General features: G+C 49.3%; 21 protein-coding genes, 1 pseudogene and 1 riboswitch. Of the genes and pseudogenes, 13 read left to right on the top strand and 9 right to left on the bottom strand.

The features are described 5' to 3' along the window. The 4 genes from G7Y37_RS09115 to G7Y37_RS03790 form a co-directional block, all read left to right on the top strand. Positions 1-295 (top strand): hypothetical protein (locus tag G7Y37_RS09115; RefSeq protein ID WP_206214085.1); only part of this gene is annotated, 295 nt, incomplete at its 5' end. Further along, entirely contained in the window at positions 282-1,223 is a 942-nt protein-coding gene (locus G7Y37_RS03780; RefSeq protein WP_165062043.1) for a nucleotidyl transferase AbiEii/AbiGii toxin family protein, read from the top strand. The genes G7Y37_RS09115 and G7Y37_RS03780, both read left to right, overlap by 14 nt. A 795-nt stretch (positions 1,224-2,018) precedes the next feature. After that, complete coding sequence (locus G7Y37_RS03785) at positions 2,019-3,044, top strand: DNA cytosine methyltransferase (protein WP_165062045.1); 1,026 nt, start codon at positions 2,019-2,021, stop codon at positions 3,042-3,044. Continuing rightward, a complete protein-coding gene (locus G7Y37_RS03790; protein WP_165062047.1) occupies positions 3,037-4,533 on the top strand; it encodes a hypothetical protein in 1,497 nt (498 codons plus the stop codon). The genes G7Y37_RS03785 and G7Y37_RS03790 overlap by 8 nt, the downstream gene beginning before the upstream one ends. A 306-nt stretch (positions 4,534-4,839) precedes the next feature. On the opposite strand, the gene G7Y37_RS03795 is transcribed toward G7Y37_RS03790, so the two are convergent. From G7Y37_RS03795 to G7Y37_RS09290, 4 genes and pseudogenes are all read right to left on the bottom strand, one after another. After that, positions 4,840-5,430 carry an AAA family ATPase gene (locus G7Y37_RS03795; protein WP_165062049.1) on the bottom strand — a complete coding sequence of 197 codons (591 nt, stop codon included), beginning with the start codon at positions 5,428-5,430 and terminating at the stop codon, positions 4,840-4,842. Then, complete coding sequence (locus G7Y37_RS03800; protein ID WP_165062051.1) at positions 5,430-5,810, bottom strand: mobilization protein; 381 nt, start codon at positions 5,808-5,810, stop codon at positions 5,430-5,432. The genes G7Y37_RS03795 and G7Y37_RS03800 overlap by 1 nt, the downstream gene beginning before the upstream one ends. 79 nt (positions 5,811-5,889) lie before the next feature. Then, positions 5,890-6,021: a hypothetical protein gene (locus tag G7Y37_RS09205; protein WP_241155994.1), complete on the bottom strand. Its 132-nt coding sequence runs from the start codon at positions 6,019-6,021 to the stop codon at positions 5,890-5,892. Positions 6,022-6,172: 151 nt separating this feature from the next. Further along, positions 6,173-6,682 (bottom strand): annotated as a pseudogene (locus G7Y37_RS09290) (Arm DNA-binding domain-containing protein). A 384-nt stretch (positions 6,683-7,066) separates the two neighbouring features. Here G7Y37_RS09290 and G7Y37_RS03815 point away from each other — a divergent pair. From G7Y37_RS03815 to G7Y37_RS03835, 5 genes are all read left to right on the top strand, one after another. Beyond that, the gene (locus G7Y37_RS03815) at positions 7,067-7,555 is read left to right on the top strand and encodes a helix-turn-helix domain-containing protein (protein WP_165062055.1); all 489 of its coding nucleotides are present in this window, start codon (positions 7,067-7,069) and stop codon (positions 7,553-7,555) included. A 14-nt stretch (positions 7,556-7,569) separates the two neighbouring features. Beyond that, complete coding sequence (locus tag G7Y37_RS03820; RefSeq protein ID WP_165062057.1) at positions 7,570-8,631, top strand: hypothetical protein; 1,062 nt, start codon at positions 7,570-7,572, stop codon at positions 8,629-8,631. Next, the gene (locus G7Y37_RS03825) at positions 8,621-8,992 is read left to right on the top strand and encodes a hypothetical protein (RefSeq protein ID WP_165062059.1); all 372 of its coding nucleotides are present in this window, start codon (positions 8,621-8,623) and stop codon (positions 8,990-8,992) included. Before G7Y37_RS03820 ends, G7Y37_RS03825 begins: the two co-directional genes overlap by 11 nt. Positions 8,993-9,081: 89 nt before the next feature. Further along, positions 9,082-9,468: a hypothetical protein gene (locus G7Y37_RS03830; protein ID WP_165062060.1), complete on the top strand. Its 387-nt coding sequence runs from the start codon at positions 9,082-9,084 to the stop codon at positions 9,466-9,468. Between the two features lie 506 nt (positions 9,469-9,974). Further along, on the top strand, positions 9,975-11,189 hold the full coding sequence (locus G7Y37_RS03835) for an ATP-binding protein (protein WP_165062062.1): 1,215 nt from the start codon (positions 9,975-9,977) through the stop codon (positions 11,187-11,189). Here the strand turns inward: G7Y37_RS03835 and G7Y37_RS03840 are convergent. After that, positions 11,186-11,659 (bottom strand): hypothetical protein, encoded by a 474-nt coding sequence (locus G7Y37_RS03840; RefSeq protein ID WP_165062064.1) that lies wholly within the window; start codon positions 11,657-11,659, stop codon positions 11,186-11,188. The genes G7Y37_RS03835 and G7Y37_RS03840 overlap by 4 nt on opposite strands. Before the next feature lie 8 nt (positions 11,660-11,667). Next, positions 11,668-11,758, bottom strand: a riboswitch (SAM riboswitch). Between the two features lie 682 nt (positions 11,759-12,440). Here G7Y37_RS03840 and G7Y37_RS03845 point away from each other — a divergent pair. Together G7Y37_RS03845 and G7Y37_RS03850 are read left to right on the top strand one after the other, a co-directional pair. Beyond that, positions 12,441-12,602, top strand: coding sequence for a hypothetical protein (locus G7Y37_RS03845; RefSeq protein ID WP_165062066.1), 162 nt, complete (start codon positions 12,441-12,443; stop codon positions 12,600-12,602). Further along, positions 12,589-14,283 carry a hypothetical protein gene (locus G7Y37_RS03850; RefSeq protein ID WP_165062068.1) on the top strand — a complete coding sequence of 565 codons (1,695 nt, stop codon included), beginning with the start codon at positions 12,589-12,591 and terminating at the stop codon, positions 14,281-14,283. Before G7Y37_RS03845 ends, G7Y37_RS03850 begins: the two co-directional genes overlap by 14 nt. A 563-nt stretch (positions 14,284-14,846) precedes the next feature. Here G7Y37_RS03850 and G7Y37_RS03855 read toward each other — a convergent pair. Next, on the bottom strand, positions 14,847-16,043 hold the full coding sequence (locus G7Y37_RS03855; RefSeq protein WP_165062070.1) for an ATP-binding protein: 1,197 nt from the start codon (positions 16,041-16,043) through the stop codon (positions 14,847-14,849). A 123-nt stretch (positions 16,044-16,166) separates the two neighbouring features. Between G7Y37_RS03855 and G7Y37_RS09120 the strand changes: the two genes are divergently transcribed. Together G7Y37_RS09120 and G7Y37_RS03865 are read left to right on the top strand one after the other, a co-directional pair. After that, entirely contained in the window at positions 16,167-16,544 is a 378-nt protein-coding gene (locus G7Y37_RS09120) for a transposase (RefSeq protein WP_206214086.1), read from the top strand. 211 nt (positions 16,545-16,755) lie between these two features. Further along, complete coding sequence (locus tag G7Y37_RS03865) at positions 16,756-17,007, top strand: hypothetical protein (protein ID WP_206214087.1); 252 nt, start codon at positions 16,756-16,758, stop codon at positions 17,005-17,007. 636 nt (positions 17,008-17,643) lie between these two features. On the opposite strand, the gene G7Y37_RS03870 is transcribed toward G7Y37_RS03865, so the two are convergent. From G7Y37_RS03870 to G7Y37_RS03880, 3 genes are all read right to left on the bottom strand, one after another. Then, the gene (locus G7Y37_RS03870) at positions 17,644-18,240 is read right to left on the bottom strand and encodes a bifunctional 2-polyprenyl-6-hydroxyphenol methylase/3-demethylubiquinol 3-O-methyltransferase UbiG (protein ID WP_165062074.1); all 597 of its coding nucleotides are present in this window, start codon (positions 18,238-18,240) and stop codon (positions 17,644-17,646) included. An 11-nt stretch (positions 18,241-18,251) separates the two neighbouring features. Next, the gene (locus tag G7Y37_RS03875) at positions 18,252-19,379 is read right to left on the bottom strand and encodes an HNH endonuclease domain-containing protein (protein ID WP_165062076.1); all 1,128 of its coding nucleotides are present in this window, start codon (positions 19,377-19,379) and stop codon (positions 18,252-18,254) included. A gap of 97 nt (positions 19,380-19,476) precedes the next feature. Continuing rightward, complete coding sequence (locus tag G7Y37_RS03880) at positions 19,477-19,872, bottom strand: hypothetical protein (protein ID WP_165062078.1); 396 nt, start codon at positions 19,870-19,872, stop codon at positions 19,477-19,479. Positions 19,873-19,926: the final 54 nt, after the last annotated feature.

The following is a 19,926-nucleotide window of genomic DNA, read 5'->3' on the forward strand; positions in this document are numbered from 1 at the left end:
CATCAACCCGACCGTGATCCATGTGACCGTTCCGAAAAAAAGGCGCGTTCAGAAGCAAGGGTGCAGGAACGTGGTTCTCCATAGAGACGATGTTTCTGCGGGCGATCTCAAATGGTGGGACGGGATGAGGGTAGCCTCTCCTTCCCTTGCCGTCCGACAATCAATCGAAAGGGGTGTCTCCTCCCACATCATCGTGCAGGCAATCGAACAAGGACGTGTGCGCGGACTGATAGATAAGGATCATGCAGCTGAACTCGAAACGGAATTGGAGGCGCGTAGAGATGTCGGAAAATGATTTTTCAAAGAGACTTGATAGCCTCAAGCCAAAGGATAAAGAGCCAAGAAGCCGTAGCGTTCTCGAATCGTGGATAGCAAAAGCGGAACAAGAGATAGATCCAGCGAGATCGGGCAGGCTCACCTGGCTGATTTCCACCACCATATGCTCCGCCAAGCTGCAAAGCGTGCTAGACGCACAGGGCAAGAGCCGCTTCGCCCTGAAGGGTGGAACGCTCATGCAGCACAGGCTCGGCCTCGCCGCTCGCGCCACCAAGGACCTTGACGGAATGATAAGAGGTGACATCGATGACTTCTTGGATGCCTTCGACTCCTCGCTCGGCGAGGACTGGGGCCCTATCAGCTTCCAGAGATCAGAGGTCGAGATCATCCGAACTCCCGCCAAGGCGGTGAAGCCGCGAAGGTTCGATCTGCACCTCGTCATCAGGGGCCAGACTTGGAGAAAGGTGCAGATCGAGATATCGCCATCGGAAGGTCGTGCCGGTGAGTCTTTCGATCTGTTGCCTGCGCCAAATCTCGATGCCTTCGGCATACCGACGCCGGACCATCTGGTCGGACTCGCCCTGAGCTATCAGATCGCCCAGAAGGTGCACGGCGCGACGGACCCCCACGACCCGCCGATGTTCGTGAACAGACGTGCGAGAGACGTTGTTGACTTGCTCCTTCTCAAAGAGCTTGCCGAGAGCGCTGGCGATCCCGGCAGCGATGAAATCAGAGCTGCCATAGTGGACGTCTTCGAGTCGCGCGCCGAGGAGGCGAAGCTGCTCGGGCGGTCTGTGAGGACGCTTCCCGCGAAGGTCGTTGCCTACCCTCATTGGGGAGCTGACTATGCCGAGGCTGCAAACGGCGCCTCCGTCGAGATGCCGATGGAGGAGGCGATCGGCAAGATCAACGGCTGGCTACGTGAGCTGGGCGTCGGCGAGGACTGATGGTGCTTTTCGAGAGTGGCGGATTCGCTGAGGGTGTCTTACAATTGGGGATGCTGGTTGTCCTTGCTATCAAAGAAGCCATGTGCGTCGAGGCGATATGCATTGCAAGCCACCTTGTTTCTGGGGACTGACGCGCACTTGCAAACCCCCTGCTACTATTGGTGCTGGGGAAACAGGGAGTAAATCAAGGGAGTAGTCGTGCTTTTCGGGTTAAAATGGCTTGCAAAGCGGATTTGTAATCACCCTAGTGATTACAAAGTGATTCGGATTCGACGGTAAGGAACGTACCACGATGAACTACACAACACTCAATGGCACGTATTTGAAAAACTCCACCATCGAGTGGGAATAATCGCGCACATTATCGTGAGGTTTGGATTGGGTGTGTTTTTGGGCGTTTTGATGTGCTGATGGCACTCGCAGTTGCCTCCAAGCCAGTTGAATAACAAATTACGAAAATGCTCTTTTGACGGTTGTTGAGGGAGCATTTCTTATGATTGAACTGCATAGCGATCTCCGTCAAGACCCGACTCCAAGAATTCAGCATCACGATAATGTGAGCCTACGCTTGCATTTTGAGTCTATTGTCAAGACTGTACTCACGTGCATAAAAGTAAATAAAGGATTCCGTCGAATTTGCACTCATCTTACACTCAAGATTTTTAGATAGAAAGCGTCCTATTTTGTTAACTGCTTCTGTGGTGTGTGTGATAAAAGTATTTTTCCGAATAACATCCTTTCTCTAAATCGAGACTCAATATAAAATATTGAAATTATGTCTACATGGAGTGATTTATGAATTCTTATCTCGAGACACTTAATAATATGCAGCTTGAAGAAAACCCCTCCAATCCTACCGTTGTGTCTTTTTTCTCAGGAGGCGGCGGGCTCGACCTTGGACTGGCTTTGGCAGGATTCAACACCGTTTTTGCTTCAGATTTAGAGAGGCAGCATTGCGAGACGCTAAGTAATAATTTTCCAAATGCTGTAGTTGAGGTCGAAGATATTAACAATTCTACTGGGCGCCATATTCGCGAAGTAACAGATATCCAAGAATTCGATCTAATGGCGGGTGGCCCTCCCTGCCAGGCCTTTAGTATTCTTGGTCAAAGAAAGTCGTACACTGACCCACGTGGGAAACTAGTCTATGAATACGTAAGGATGCTCAATGAGCTAAGTCCCAAAGCGTTTGTCTTTGAAAACGTACCCGGGTTATTAACTGTTCATGGAGGAACAGACTGGGAAGAATTCTTGAGCTATCTTAAGGAAAACACTGATTATCATTTCTTTTATCAAGTATTAAATGCTGCAGATTATGGAGCTCCTCAAATTCGAAAGAGGGTAATCATTGTAGGCTTTAAAGATGATGTTGGTTTCGTCTTTCCTGAGCCTACTCATTTTGAGCATCCGGCAGATACTCAGGTCTCCTGGGTAAAATCAAAGTATGCTTTTGAGAATTTAGAAGATGCACCCAATCATGTTATTCGCGAACACTGCGAAAGGGTGCGCACACGATACAGTAATGTTTTGCCTGGCGAAAGGGATAAAACTGACCACACCGATCGTATTGATCCAGAAAGACCTTCAGGAACGGTTCTTGTAGGTTCTAGAGGGGGAGGCGGTCGACCGTTTATTCATCCATATGAACCAAGACATATTTCGGTTCGAGAGGCTGCAAGATTGCAATCATTTCCAGATTGGTATGAGTTTGCAAATACAACCACATGGCAATATCGAGCCGTTGGAAACGCGGTTCCTGTTTTGATGGCGAAGGCCATTGGAGAAGCCATTTTAAATACGCTTGGATATTCCAATGACTAATCTTGAAGTCCCTTATCCAGGTTACAACTGGAACATTACTCAGCATATGGGGATGGCTAACCAAGAAAGTATCACTGAATTATTACGTGCGGCTGACTTATTTAAAGGTCAAACCAATTTCTCCGAATTAGTTTCATCTTACATGCTAAATCTAGGTATATTTACCGAAAATGTTCGGTCGGATACGGGACAATCCGACACTTGGAGAGATTATCAACAAGTCCTTTCTGAGCTAGGTCTTATAGTTTCAACGTCCTTAACAAGGTCATCAAACCTAAGTATTACGCCTATCGGTCTTCTGTTTTTGGATAAAGAATTGAGTTATCAGGAAATGATGGCAACTCAAGCCATGCGATACCAATATCCGAATGGCTACAAAGGGTTGGCGAATATATCGCGCGCTTATGCTTCTGATAGAGGAATACCGAATAGATGGATGCTTGATACCCTCCACGGCGTGAAGGTTAAGCCAGCAATACTGATTTTACGCGCACTAATTGATTTATATCTTGATAGTCCCGAGAAAGCGAGACTGACAGCTAGCGAGTGTGCAACTGGCCTAATTCCCATCATTACGCATGATAATCCCAAACAAGCATATGAAAATATTATCTATGTGCGAAAGAACAACGTTTCAACCAGAGATTCTGTTTTGAAAAGGAATGCCGCTGAATGGTTCTCTCTTTTGCTGCAAACAGAATTGGTGGTTGGAAATAGAAGAGAAATACACCTTAGTCCTTATGCCATTGAGAACCTTCAAGATCTTCAGAGGCTATGTGAAATGCATGAAACATTTCAATCTGAGTTCTGGATTCCAACTGGAAGCGATTCTGATGCCTTTGACTGGTTCTCATATTATGGTCTACCTAGCACGGAAACAATGAGTCAACGATTTGAAGGGTTTGATCCATTCGATGCAGCTGGTTTCAGAATTGATGACATGGACCAAATAACAGGAAATACGAATTTAACCCTCGAATTAGTTGATTTTGTAAATCCACCTGAATATTCATCTAGTTCGGATTCATATACTGAAAGATCTTACAGTGAAGAAGCAATAAGAGAAGGAATAAAGAAGAGGACAGAAGCTGGTAGAAGGCATGAAGACCTGGTTGGTATCGCTAGACAAAGAATGCTAGATGCCGGATTTAGTGTTTACAGGTCAGCTGCCGTTGATTTGCTTGGAACCCGAGACGACCAGTGTTTAATTGTAGAAGTTAAGACGATTACAAGAAAGAACCTGATTTCGCAAACTCGCAAAGGCCTCATGCAGCTTGGAGAATATCGCTACCGCTATCAAGACGAATATCGTAGTTCTAATAAGCCGGAGACCTTACTTCTTTTAAGCTCAAAAGCTCAATATGAGCAATGGCGTATTGGCTTTATGGATAGTCTCGATATCGGTTGCGCAAACATTAATGCAGATTCATCTTTTAGTTCTTGCGTGAAGCGGAGTATTGCTAATTCAGTATTTTCGTATGCGAGTTAGGCGCGCGGGGTATCCCCCGCAAACTGGTTGGCGGATGATGCGGTCATCATCGCCGATCAGTTTCCCGAGTTCTGGTAAGTTGCTATGGCGGGTGGAGGAATACGTAATACGCCAATAGGCTACTTGCTAGAATTCGCCATAGCGACCCGCATAGGTAATACGCTATGGGCTACTTGCAAATAAAGACTTCTAAGGTCTTAGAACAGCTCTGAATGAGTCAGTCTCCGATTGAAGATCAAACGAGCCTTCTGAAAGCCTCTGAGAGGCTTCACCGATGAAAGCCGTGAAAGCAGTGAAAGCTGGATGCTATATCTCGGCATAACCTTTATCGCCTTCACTCCCTTCACGCTCAATCCTTTCTAGGGTGACAACTTGTCCGGCGCTTGTATGTTTCTTGCTGTAAGCGACTCCTCGCAAGCGCATGAAGACGCTATGTTGCGCGAGAAACTTGCCGTAGTCAGCCGCATAGATGCTGTCGCCCGATGGGCTTCGAACCTTCTGGAACGTATCGATGAAGACGAGCTTCAGGTTGGGATACGTTATGACGAAGTACTCGATCTGCTCTGCCAGACTATCCTTTATAGTCGCTGCAGAGTTGGCAAGATAGAAGCTGTTGTTGGTTACGTCTGCGAGCTTCCAGAGTCTCTTCTTCACACGCGCATAGGTGTCTTCCAGGCAAAGGTAGAGAACCGCACCCTGACACACAGCACAGTCCCAGAAGGGCTGTCCCATGCTCACGGCAAGCCCCATCGCAAGCACCATCCACGACTTGCCAATCTTGGGAGCGCCAGCAAGTATGTGCGCTCCCACAGGCAACAAGTCCTCTATCACCCAATCGGCTTCGGTGATGGGTCCTTCCAAAAGCTCTTGCGCTGTCCTGGCGGAAAGAGTGCGCATCAGAGGTCTCTTTCCAGGTCGATGATGACGCTCTCGTCGCTCGGGAGCCTCTCTGCCATTTCCTCTTCGGTGAGATCAGCGAAGATGCATCCGATCTTTTCTGTCAGTACTGCAAGCTCAGGGCTGACGTTATCCGCGTCGGTGATGCGGAGCAGCTCACGGTAAATCAGCAGCATCGCATCCTTCATGCCTTTTTGCATGCGGCTTGAGGGGACTACCTTCACGGTCGTATCGGACAGCTTGCTGATGATGTAGTCCTGTTTGGTCATGCCGCTTATGGCGACAAGTTGGTCGAGCAGGTCCGCTTCTTCCGGTGACATACGAAACGCGATGGTCTTGCTGCGTAGTCTTCTGTGTTCGTCTAAATTCTTCTCGCTCATTTCATTCGCTCCTTGTCTTTGATCTAGTTCATGGGTTTGGTAGCGTCCAGCAAGGACATGCCTGTTCCTCGCTGGATCTCTAGGTATCCGCCATGTCTTCCTGCTTGTTGGGAAAGAGGTGTGCATAGCGCATGGTCACCTCAGTGCTCTCGTGACCGAGCCGGTCTGTGATGGCAAGGGGCGAGTATCCGAGCTCGATGAGAAGGGACACGTGGCTGTGGCGCAAATTGTGGATACGTATGCGCTTGACACCTGCGACCTTCTAGCCGCGGTCCATTTCGTGATGCAGGAACGACTTGGTTGCAGGAACGAGCCTGTCGAAGTCGCGCAGATCCGGGATGCATTTTATGAAGTCGATGACCTCATCGACAAGGAATCCAGGCATTACGATGGTTCTTACCGACCTTCGTCATGGGGTTCGATTCGGGTCCGTAGTAGCGAACGGCATGGTTTAGCATGGCGGAGAGCTGGTTGCAGATCGCATGCAGATAGGTCTGCGAGTATTCGAGCCCGTTGCTCGTGCGCATGGTCATGAGCTCGTTCTCCCAATTGAGGATGTCGAGCGCCGTGATCTCGTTTACACGCTTATGCCCCAGGAAGGGAAGGATCTTCGACTAGATAATGTTCGCCTTTGTCTCGCGGGTGGTACGACGAAGGCGCATCTTCGTGTCCTCGGTGTAGACCTCATAGAACTCGGAGAACAGCATGGTGGGGGCGCCTTCCATGCGTTTGAGGAATTCGTATTCCCACTGGCGCACTTCCTTCTCGGTCTTGAACCCGCGCTTGGTCTTCTTCTTGGGTTCGCCCGTCCAGTCCTTGTAGCGGCACTGCACGTAGAAAGTTCCTCGTTGTGAGTCCTTGCTAACTGACATTGCTACCACCTCGCGTTGCTGCTCTCATAGGCTCTCCGGCGAAGAAGCGCTCCTCGAAGTACGCGCGGCTCACCCTACCCTGCACGATGAGACATCCGCCCTTAGCAAGCTTCGCGTTCAACTTGCGGATGACTCTGTACGCATAGGCCTTGGACGTACCTAGTTGCTCTGCTACCTCGGTTGCGCTCATGAGTCTTGTTTCCATCTCTTGTTCCTTTTGTATTGATTAGCAACATCACGTTTTTGTGATGTCTTGATTTGACTATAACCTCACGTATTTGTGATGCAATGGATTTTGGAGAAATTTGCTCACATTTACGTGAGGTGGTACCCTGTACCTCTGACAACTTGTCAGAGGTCTATGCGATGAGAAGGGTCTTATCCATGAAGAAGAAGGAAGTTCCCAGCCTTGCGAAGAAGCTGAAGAAGCTCAGAGACGAGCTACACCTCACCCAGAAAGAGGTTGCTGACAAGGCTCATATAACTGAGTCCGCCTATCGCGCCTATGAGCTTGGCGACCGTAATCCTAAGCCAGAGATTCTGGATAGGATCGCTAAGGCGTTAGGGGTGAGACCTGAATATTTGAGCGCACCAACGTTTAGGAATCGCCGCGAGTTCGCTTACGCGATCTTGGAGAACGAGGATTCTTTCGGTTACACCGTGCGCGATATAGATGGGGTTCCTGCCATCGTGAAGGGCTATGGCTCTGCAATGGATTTCTTCGCCGAGTTCGTCCGCGACTGGGAAGAGATGCGCAAGAAGCTCGATAATCATGAGATCACTCAAGAGGAATATGAGAACTGGAAGCGCACCTGGGATAACGGCACATGGGTAAAAACCGATGACGGCAAGAGTCCTTTTACAGGGAAGTAGCTCAGCATCGAAATATGAAAGTTAATACCGAAGATATTAGTGATTGCATATTCGCATTTGTCCGAACCATGGATGCGTATGACTATATTGTTAAGGAATTGCCTCTTTGCGAAGAGCTGTGGGACTATTCTAAAGGGAACATTAATTCTTTGAACCTTTCAGAAGTGACAAAGGCAGATTCAGCCTATATTGATATAAGACTGATGCTTCAAAGAAAATACTTTAGCCATGGCGGAAATGTATATCTTCCAGATTTGTTGCGAGTTAGCAGAGAGAATCAAGGGTTTGATACAAAAGAGATAGATGATCTTTTAGATGAGCTCGATACTCTCAACAATAGACCAATGGAACTTGTCTCGCCTAATGGATGCGTTATTGAAAGTAATTACAAGATAGCGGAGACAATGATTTACGGTCATTGTCTACATGCCGATGCAGATAAGTTAAACGCGCTTCTCCATCTTCCAGCTCAAACATTAACAATGCTCATTGCGCCCTTTGTGCTGGGGCGAGAAAACATTTTGCGTAGAGCGCGAAATCTCTTTTCGACCCACAGCTTTGAAACTGCTATCACCAACGGTGAGGCTTCGGGCTTTATTTGTCTTGATAACGACAAGAATGAAGAACGAGATATTCTGACCTCACCATTCTGGAAGAACGCATATGGGCATGATGCTTCTTATGATGAAATATGTTCTTCTGCTGAATCTAATTCGCTTGATGACAATATTGCGGTTCTCCTTGCTGCAGTGTTTTTCGAAGAATTGTCGAAACCTGATTATGATATTGGTGTTTTGCGAGAGCTCGTTTGGGATGATTATTGGGAAGATTGGGGTGATTTTTCCGAGGATCATCAATTTGCGTCCTCGTTTGAACATCCTAGTTTCTCATCATCTGTATTACATGAAGGTGGAGAAAACTATGCTCAAGTTAAGTTTCTCCCGCATGTCGATAATCCTTGGATTACTAAAACCCAACAGTATCCTTTATGCGAAACCTGTTTAGTTCTTTTATCGAAGCGCAAGAACGAATGGAAGATTAATGGACTCATGAGGTCAACTTTGGATGAAAGCTAGAGCTGATATTACTGCGGCGGATGCAATCTGTCTTGAATTACTGATCGAAGAGGGTATTTTTGTCCAAAGAATTATGCATCAACATAATAATTACCCTGATTCTTCTAGCATACTCGTATTAACCGTGATGCCATTTTTGGCGCTCATCGAACACGACTCTATTCCTTATCTTGAGAGAAGGTTCGGATTTCAACTACCGAGAGAAAGTCAAGATCTAGCTAGGATCCGACATAAAACAAAGTCAATCGACTCACGCTATCTTAATTATCGGAAATACTCAAAAGAAGCTGCAGGAATAATCAAAGCGAACAGAGAGAACTTCCGAAAAAAGGGTATTGCGCGGCTGATGCCCTCCTTTTAGTCAAGGATATAGGTATATCGTACTTTGATGGTGAGCCAATTTATAGCACATTTTCTGTTGCCAATTACCTTAACGACCAGCGCGAATCATTGTGGAACAACAGTAAGGAGTATTGCGGATCAGTTGGTTATAGCGCGGGGTCAATTTGCGCATTTCATTACTGTCTTGCGGAACAGCTAATTAATGATGAACGCGTTTTCGAGTCACCTGAGTTTATTGTCACCGCTAATGACCATACTTATACCTCTTTGATTGACAATGGAATGAAAGGGCAGACCAACGACGAGATTGCTTTCTTCTTTTTGTCTGATCAGCTATTTCGCTTGTCATCGATAGAAGCACTTCAAAAGGGAGGATTCCTTGAGAAAACTCTATTGTTAAAACTAGCAACTGTTTATTTATTTCATGCCTATAGAGCTATCGAGAGCTTTGTAGGATTCGCACATCAACCCTCTTCTATTCAAGCGATTTCTTAGCTCGTTGCTGCAGCATCTTTTCGCGTGCTGAAAAAAAGAAGCTAAAGAAGATGAAAAAGCTACGCAACGCTTTTGTTCACTATGACTTTGAAGGTCTTATCGATACTTCCATATTGGATTCCCGAGATTACACTTTTCTTCTGAATGCATTACTAGAGTCGAGAATAGAAATGTCGCTTATTCAATACGAATCATTTCTTTCAACTTTAATTAGCAAGGCGATCAGTGCCTTAAAGAAAATTACAGGATTTCCACCCTACAATCCAAGTCGCAATGTATTTAAGAGTTGATGCTGGTGCTGAGTCAAGTGAGTACAGTATGAGTGGCGGGGATTCGGTAATGTAGAGAATAAGGTGAACAAGAGGATAACAGAACATGCGTTAGTATTTATAAAGTCGAATTAATTCAGTCGAGTAGGAATAGGCGAAATTTGGGAATGGAATTCCCAAATTTGACCATCGACTAAGTACCTGCGATAATGGTCCCTATAGAAAGGGGTCATTTCCATGTACATAGCCAGAGAGATCGAGAAAACCATCGACCGCATGCTCACCCAGGGAAAGGTCGTACTGGTCACAGGAGCAAGGCAGGTCGGAAAAACCACCGTGCTTAAAGAGCATCTGGGCGACAGGTTCGACTATGTGACCATGGACGACCCCCTCCTTCGCATGCAAGCGGAGGAAGATGCCGCATTGTTCTTCGACATGCGATCCATGCCCCTCATCATCGACGAGGTCCAGCGTGTGCCCGGGCTGTTTCTCTCGGTCAAATTAATCGTGGACCAATCCGATCAGAAGGGGCTCATCGTCCTCACGGGCTCGCAGACCTACCAGCTTATGAACGGCGTAAGCGAGTCGCTTGCGGGCCGCATCAGAATCCTCGAGATGTCCGCCCTCTCTCTGCGCGAGCTGGTCGGCTGCGTCGATGCGCCACACAGGTACCTTCCTAAGAAGGTTTGCGCGGGCGATATCGACGCGCCCGACGCCTTCGACCTATGGACTCACATTCACAGAGGATCGATGCCCGAACTGCAGGACCCCTCGATCGAGTGGGACGGCTTCTGGACCGACTACGTGAGGTCATACCTCGAAAGAGACGTCCGCGAGCTAATCAACGTCAAGGACGAGACTAAGTTCTACAGCTTCATGGTGGCATGCGCGGCGCGCACCGCCCAGCTGTTCAACGCGTCGGATATAGCGAACGCTCTCGACATCGACCACAAGACCGCCAAAGCATGGCTCTCCGTTCTCCAAGCTTCTGGAATCGTTCGCGTCATAGAGCCCTTCTTTCCCAATGTCGATAAACGGCTGACCAAGACCCCGAAGATGTTCTTCATGGACACCGGCCTTGTTTGCCATCTCACCCGCTGGACCACCCCTGACCAGCTGCGCAACGGCGCTGTGGCCGGTCACGTCTTCGAGACCTTCGTTGTGTCGGAAGTCCTGAAAAGCCATATGAATGCAGGCGCAAACATGCGCGACGTCTGGTTCTACCGCGATGCCAAGAAGAGGGAGATCGATCTGGTCATCCAGGACGGTCGCGTGCTTCACCCCGTAGAGATCAAGATGGGCGCGCTGGTAAAGAAGGATGCAGCCAAGAACTTCTCCTGCCTCGAGGGTATGGCAGATTACGAGATAGGGTTCGGACACGTTGTCTGCCAAGCGCAAGAGCCCTATCTGCTCACTCCGAATGTTGAGGCAGTTCCCGTTTGGGCGATCTAGAGGCTACCATCGCCATTAGGCGGCTCGCGGGCGGCTATCGCGCGGGCGCAGCTGAGCATGCGGTAGTCGTGCTCACTCAGAGCTGTGAGCTCCGCCGCCTCAACCGCACGGCGACAGACCTGCAGGAAGGCGTCGGCGGACTTCTGAAAAAGTTTGCGGGCGTAGTCGCCGGTGCCGCTTGCGACCAGAGAGCCGTCGGCATAGAGCTGCCAAGCGGTGGGATTCCGCCAGTCCTCGCCTCGCCACTGGAGGTTGAGCTGGAGAACGTGTGGGTTGTTGTCCTTTGCGAGGTCGTCCTCGAGAACATCGATGCTGCACTGCATCTGATAGCCCAGATTGTCCATGGCGAGAGAGCTGACATATCCTGAGGGCTTGCGTAGAAGCTTGATTCGAACCTTGTCGGCTTGAAGGTCGAAGAAGCCCTCAGCAGTAGTGGCTTTTGCGTTCGTTGTTTCGATGGTTGTGTTCATGACGATTCCTTTCATCGATGTTGGCATTACCACCTTGCATGCCTGCAGGTTGGTGCCGGGATCTTCGAGCCAACTCTCTTCCCCGACTCTGGATAAAAGCAGCGCACGGTTCGTGCAGTGCATAATCCTAACATAGTCGCGACATCTTCGAAATACTGTTTCCACAGAACTACCAACCATATAACCACGGTTGGTTCCAGGGTTGGTTCCAGCTTGCTGGCTCCGTCATACGGGCATTGCCAACTTGCATAGTAAAATGCGAAGCAGTTAGCCCCGGGACGACCGCTGATTCAAGTCGCCGGGGCTCAATTCTTATTTCGGAAGGATTTGGTGACGGGGTCTCCAAAGATAGGTCGCGTGAGCATAGAGTCCTGGCTGTCAGCACCAAGGTGCAAGAGGTGTCTTGAAGCTGCGATTGTCATTATTCCATCATGGCTTTGCCCTTTAGTCATCAATGCGCTCATTGACGGCATGTTCGGGAGAAGAAACTAATGCCTTGTGCGAAAATAGGCGGGCATCAATTTCAGAGCGCTGATGTTTTAGGTTGGTTGGTTTGGCAGACATAAGGTGCAAGGCATTCTCGGATATTCTGAAGGCGAAGAAGGATCACTACCCCTATTCAGATAGGTATATCTCTCAAGTTCACGACTCTCTGGAGAAGACAGGAAGGACAGAGCGCGAGCATATGGTCGCATGGTTTCGTTCGAACGAGACCAAAGGTGGCGGTCACTATTCTCGGCTACAGCCTAACCGAAGCGCGATGCGTTGCTATAACAGCCTCATGAATGCAGACTCGCTCCTTTGGATTGCCGAAGCTGTAGGCATCGATGAGCCTACTGTTAAACAGGCGTACGAAGCTGCCATTGCTGCCGGCGATTATAGACGTGCATGCGGTGCCATCCGCAAGATTATCACCTGGGATATGATTTATGCGCTTACGTGAGATAACATCTAATGCGAAAGCCACCATCGACTCAGTTGCCAAGGAAGATAAATGTACTGACTTGGCAGTGAGGGATAAAGGTGTTGCTGCTCGCTCTCGTTTCAAAGAATTTGGCGAATGTGTTATCAAGGCATTAGTAGTAGTCGTGTTTCTATCGTTTGCTAGAAATTGTTCGCCCATTCTTCCAGCATGGGTTCTACCCGTCATTTTTCTGATTTATGCAGTTCCAGCTACCATGGGATCGATGTATGACGTCGTAACTACTCGGCTCCATAAGCAAGATTTATATAACGAATCTGGAAAGCTATCTCGTTACAACAGAAGATGGTTCATCTGGTCTGGCAGTTTCTTTACCGTTTATCTCGTTTCTTCTGTTTTGTTCGTTTTGCAGTCTCCCAGCTGGAATCCGAAAGAGTGGCTGCTCCTTTATGCGGCACCTTTAATTTTCTACGGTATCTTCTTGGTTCTGCAACGGTTCTTCAAAAAGGAATACTCAGCCAAATACTACAAAGCGCGAGCGATTCGATGGAGCGTGATCGTCTCTGCATTGTTGCTCACCGTAATCTACATGTTGATTGCTGCTCAACCTCCGACAAATATACAGATTGATTTGAATGAAATCATCCAAGAAAGGTATCTCCCATACAAGGATTCCCCAGCTGCTTTTCTCGGGGAGTTGGACAAGCTGACTACATATGCGAACTGTCTCACTGAATACGGAATCAACAAGATTGCAGGAGCCTCGTACGTTGTCTCGGCGATAGTGAACATCATCGTCGGGTTTCCCGTTTTCTTCGGTGTAGTTAGCCTTTTCAGTGCTTGTCTTCTAACGAAGCAAGAATTATGGAGCGAATTCAAGCTTCTACCGGCACATGAGGGCAAAGACGAAAACGTTCAGGTGCGCTATATCGTCATCCTGTTTGTCATATGGGTGGTTTTCTCTGGAGTATTCGTTTGGTTGAACAGTCTTGCCGAAGAGGCACGTGCTACTGACGAATACACAGCAATCGACCAGTGGGTCGCCGACATCTCGCAATGGATCATACTTGCTGTAAAAGAAGATAGTGATGTCGTAATAGACGACCATGAAGCAGAGGAAGCAGCGCGTGAGTTCGAGACCATCTTCGCTGCAAAGAAAAACGCCTTTGTAGATGCTCAGTTGCCTTCGGTACACGACCAGATCAACGCATACTATGACGAATGTATTTCCAAAATCGATGGATATGTGGAATGGTGCGAGAGCGTGCCGGCTAGCGCCATTCGCATCATTCCTATAATCGGAGAAAACTCGATGAGGGATGAATTCAAAAAGCAGGTTATAGATTCGGTTAGTAGTGATGGGATTGATAGTCAGTACGGCATTTTCCTCGATGGCTTGAAGGACCTCTATAACGAATACTGGAACTCAGAAGTAATATCCGCCAGGCATTTGCAGGGACAATCGCAAACTGCCCAAGACGTGGTTATTGCAAAGAATATACCTTGCGAACCAGTGCTCTGGCCATCTTGGGATGGCGAGGAAGGTAAGGAATTCGTGCAGAATGTCCTTTTAGGTAAAGCGTCTTCTGCTGACTCTCGTCCTACAAGGGATAGGATCATTGATTACGTTGAAAAGCAACGAATCAATGCATTGTCTTTGGCGGATAGTTTGCCAGGGAAGTTCTTCCGGTCAACCTCCTAGATTTTCTCTAAGATGCAGGAAGCTGCGGTGCCGAGCGCTTCAGCTATCTCAAGCAGAGTATCAATTGAGGTGTAAACCCTCCTGGTCTCAATACACCAGATGCGAGGTTTGCTCGAATCTATTAGGTGACCGAGCCTTTCTTGCGTAAGACCTAGTTCGGCAACACTACGGACGAGAAAGCAAGAGAAAAAGCCAAGTCAGACTATAAATCCTGTTTAGAAGGTATGTCTGGGAGGAGTGGAGGGTAAAACGCGGAACAAAACGATTTCCCGCATAATGCCTCCGAGGATTTCGTTCACACGCTTCTGCACAGCGATTTGCCCGCATCTCAGGCACCGCCGACCTCCTCGCCGACCACGCGGTAGATACAACGCGTGCTGTCGTATACGATCGGGCGCATCTTCCCGAAGTCAACGAGGCCCTCGTCGTCGAGCATCGACTCGTCGACGCGCGTGTTCACCACACGACCGACAATACGCGCACCGTGTTCGTTGCCTTGTTTTCACCTGCATGCGCTGATCGCGTCGATCTGTCCTATTACATTTCGCAAAATTGCAAATATGCTATGTTTGCGAAACGGAAAGCCATTCGGCGATGTCGATGATCCTGACGCCCTCGTGCTGGGACTCGGGATGCCTCGTCCGGGCGATCACCATCTTAGGGTATGCGTCTTTTATCGACAGAAGCGGGGACATCTCGCGCTTGAAGGTCTCGGGTCTCGAGATGTCGTCAGAAACCTGGATGTATGTTTTCGAGCCGTCCTTCATGGCGACGAAGTCGACCTCCTTATCCCTCATCTGGCCGACGTACACCTCGTATCCTCGCCGCATGAGCTCGATCGCGACGATGTTCTCGTAGAGGTGGCCGTAGTCGGCATGCCTGGTTCCCAGCTCCGCGAAGCGGAAGGACAGATCGCACAGGTAGTATTTGCGCTCGGTCTCAAGATAGCGCTTGCCCTTGATATCGTAGCGCGCAACCGGGTAGAACAAAAACGCCTTGCACAGGTATCCGAGGTAGGATCCCACGGTCTTGTCGTTTGTCTTGTAAGACGCGCTCGACAGCTTGTTTGCGATGTTTCTCACTGAGGTCCGCTCGCCAATTGTGTCCATGAGGTAGCTTCCCAAAAGAATCAAAAGGTCTTCGTTCTCGACGCCGTACTTGGTAACGATGTCCTTGGCGATGGCCGTACGGTAGACACCGCTGACGTATCCGCGTGCGTCCTGCTCGCTGCGGTACAGATATGCGCCGGACATGCCGCCTGCGCCCACATAGTCGTCGAAGGCCTGTTGGATGTCGCGTGTGGGGTAGTAGGCGAGGTACTCCTCAAACGAGAAGGGGTAAAGGCTTATCTCGCATACCCTGCCCCCGAAAAGCGTGGCAAGGTCGCTTGAGAGCAGAAACGCGTTCGAACCTGTGAGGTAGATGTCGAAGCGCTCCTCCTCGTAAAGGCTGTTCACGACCCGCTCGAAGCCTCGGCAAAACTGGACCTCGTCGATGAAGAGGTAGTTCTTGGCGCCCGGGTCGAACTTTTCGTTCACGTAGCTATACAGCGCGTCTGCGTCCAGCAGCGCCTCGTGCTGCTTCAGGTTTAGCTTGATGTGGATGACGTTTAGGTCGGGCTCTTCGCCGATGCGCTCGATAAACGCGTCCATGAGCTTGGACTTTCCGCTTCGGCGCACGCCTGTGATTACCTTGATGTCGGGTATGTCTCTGACGTCCTCGAGCCGCCTCAGGTAACGGCTGCGTTCTATGAGCTTCATGCGCGCACCTCCTTGTGACGATTCTAGCGTATTTCGCAAAAATAATAAAAGTGCGAATTTGCGAAACGGAATAATGGTCGCAAACACTCTTCTCGCACTTGTCGCGAATTCGGCAGCCAGGTCATGCTCCAATCGCCTGTTTCGTCAACTGCCGAGGCGGATGCCCTAGCCTATCTCGACTTCCCGAAGGAGCACCGAAGGCGGCTGCGCACCAACAACGTGCAGGAGAGGATGAACAGAGAGATGAAACGACGTTCCCGCGTGGTGCAAGTTCTCCCTTCTACAGCATCGCTCATCCGACTCGTTGGAGCGGTGCTCACGGAGCAGAATGAGGATCGGTCGATGAGAGGATACTTCAACGACTCATCGATGCTGAAAGCATTCGAGCAACATAAGTCCGAGTCTGAGCCATACGATATCGAAGAGATCGCTAGAAAAGCCGCAACCATCATCGAGATCGCAAAGGATGAGAATGTTGCCATCGAGAAGAGGGCGGCTTAATATATGTGATCGAGACGATCATCCTCTAGATGATGTTCCGTTCTCTCGGTCAGGCCTTACGGCCTGCCCTCCAAAACGGAATCGCCAAACACCAGAAACTATGACCGACCAATGTGTCGGTCGGACCTCCTTTGGTTTTGTTCTGGTTCCTGTCACCATTGGTCCTGCAAGCACAAAATCAGCAGCAAATCCGTAAAGGCAGGAGACCCTCATGCGTTATTGTACCTATGTCGGAATCGACACGCATTCGCAGAAGCATTGCATCTGCGCGATCATGTCGGAGACAGGATCCCCGCTAGAGCACACCATCATAGGCAGCGTCAACGATGTTGCTGATTGGATCATGGATAACGTTAACTCAGGCGCTCTCGAGCCGCCCCTCCGATGCGTGTACGAAGCAGGACCGACAGGCTGCATCATTCCAGAGGCGCATATTCAAAAGGCGGGACGACCTTCTAGGTAGAGGTCTTCCACCCAACAAGGTCAAAGGAGCATTGGCTCGGGAGCTTGCCAAGAAGATATATTTTCTGCTGCTCTTGGCCGAGGAATGCTGGGCAGAGATATCCTGAGTCCTTTGCTGCTAATATCCTGATTCTACCTTCTGCTCTCGGAGCGATGCAGCTGAATGGCACTCCGCGACGAACGTTTGCGCATTGCATGACCCGCGCGTACACCAGAATCTCGGCCATGAAGGCCTAGCTGTTGCGGCTCTACCTCAGACGATTTGGATTCCTGCAGCTCTGGCATGCTGCTACCTTGCGAATATGAGACTGATCACAGTGCATGACGATCAAAAGCGTCGGCTTCGATGGGTGGGGGTTAGGATGATGCTCCCGACCAAGTTTGTATCTTGGTCGGGAGCATTAATGCCTGTTGACACATTGGTCGGTCATATGAACATTCGAGACACTACCCTTGCAATAACCTTACTAAAGCTATGAGTATTGTATTCGTCAACTAAATAGTGGCCCGTTTTTAAGTTAACGAATACAAGCATTCAAGCGAATTGATAGTTTTTGGCAGATGGCTTCGAACCAATTCGCAAAAAGATGACAGACACCAGATAAATGTCACGCCTGCATGTTTTAAGTGAGCATTACTAACTGCGAACACACCAAGCATTGAGCCATTTCTCGTCAGACCTGCCAGGGCGCACATCGGAAGTGATATCTATTTCCGAAATCTCTAGGCCGACAATCTTGTCAATCAGCGCGCGAAAGGATTCCTCGGTGAGGTCGGTGAACCATCGACCGTTCCTCATGCCCTCGTAGTCCCCCAGCTTGAAGCTGAGGTAGAAGACGCCATGCGGCTTTAGCGCCTTCGAATACTTCTCAATAAGGCGAGGCAGATCGTCTGGCGCGACATGCAGCAGGCTGCTGCAAGCCCATATGCCATCGTATAAACCAGCAGGTTCATATTCATCGAAGAGAGCCTGCACCACATCCAACCCCGTGAGTTTTGTAGCCGCCTCCACCATTTGACCACTTCCGTCAACAGCATCGACATCAAAACCCGCCTTTAGAAAAGCCAGGGAATCCCTCCCGCTTCCGCAGCCAAGATCAAGAATGCGACCACCGACTGGAAGCATGGCTACGAATCGGCTCTGCAGCTCACCAAACTCGACGTTTGTAGTATCGGCCAAAAACTTTTTGGAGTTCTCGTTGTAGTATTCCAATGTTTGTTTTGTCGCGTCCATGATGATTCCTTCTAAAATACAGCTGCCTGGCGCTGCTCGATTGACCATTTCGCACCCGTCAAAAGCTCGGTTGCCCTCTCGTCCACTCTCTTCAAAAAGCGCCATCTCTCACGAGGGCTAGCACCAGTCTGCGAAATGAGCGTTTCGCGCAGCGGATGATGGCTAACAATCAGGTACTCGTTTCTACGGCACAATCGCTCGAGATACTTCTCTTCGGGTATGTGCGCAAATTTTCCACCAGCGCCGCGGTTGCAATCCTTGCACGCTAAGACGAGATTCCATACGCCATCGAGGTTGATGCCGCGCATTTCCCTTGAGAGCATGTGCGGACAGAAGTGATCCACATCACAAAGCTCGCTTTCCGGCTCCTCTTGATCAAGGGAGACAACTGCATATTCCACACGTGAAGGCTCATCGCTGAGAACGAGTTTCGGCTCTTCGTCCTCTTGCTGGACTGTAGCGGAAATCGAATCAAAGCAATAGAAGCAGTGCCCTTTCTGGTAGTCATTCAATGCACCGCGAACAGACGTCACGCTTTGCCTGCGAAGGTTGTCATTGAGCACTATCCGTTGCGTGTCCTCATCGTATGCAAGTAGATTCGCGCTGACCCCGGTTTCCCAGGCTGTCTCGACGAGGTTCCAGCGCGACTCTATCTCTTGGAGGATGTTGCTCGACTCATCCGAGTTGGCTAGTTCGAACACTTCATCGGTAAGAATGAGGCGCTTGGCACCGCCTCTGAAATCCTTCTCGAAGAACTTTATAGGGACATTCCCTCTGTTAACCATGTGGAAAGCATCAAGGACGTTGTTGAAGCCAAGTTTAACGGCTGTGGAGATAAGCTGGTCATACGACGTTGATCCCTTTGCAAAGCCTTCACATGTATCCAAGAATTTGTTCGATCTATTAGTGGACTGTTTGGGATGCTTTTTAATGTGTTCGACAAGGTGTCGTGTGTAGGGATTCGCGAGCTGCTCAAGCGTCACCGAATCCTTACCCAGTCGCGCCAAATCGAAAAGCGCCTTTGCAAGGGCAAATTTGTAGGATGCGGTGTTGCGACCAAAGAGGATTACGCTGCGGAAGTTGGATTCTTCGGCTGACCCAGTAGTCAGATATTCGTCTATAGGCTCTTTGCCCGCCACGTATCCTCCTTTCGAACAACGTCATTGCTTTTGTCTATTCGCCAGTAACAATTATCCTCCATTAGATTAAAGGATGCCACACACGTCAAATCGACTGTTATAGTTCGTCTACAAGCACCGCAGCCTCAATGCCGCGCTCATTGTCGTCCCTGAACGCAAGCGGCAAAACGTCGTCCGCATGAACGCCGAAATCCTGCTCGGGCTCGTTGAGCAGCTTTCCAAATACGGAATCGTCCTTCAGGTCGCACAAACGCAGCCATACGAATTCCGCAGACATCCCTTCCTTTAGCAGAAGAGCCCGCACGTCGTCAGGATACAGCGGACGCCTGATGGGATCGAGGAATTCCGCTTCCCTGAGCTTGAGCGTCGCATTATCGTCGGGCTCATACGTCTTGTCCATCTCGAACGTCAGTTTTTCGAAATCGTGGGGGTCGATACCCGTAGGGCACCAGATGGCATTTTCAAGCGAGCCCAATCGAAACGTTACGAGCACGCTCTGGTCTCACTTAAAGGCAACCCATCTATCTCCGTCTACAGCAGCCGGGCA

Origin of the sequence: Adlercreutzia sp. ZJ154 (assembly GCF_011039055.1) — a bacterium.
Classification (GTDB): domain Bacteria; phylum Actinomycetota; class Coriobacteriia; order Coriobacteriales; family Eggerthellaceae; genus Adlercreutzia_A.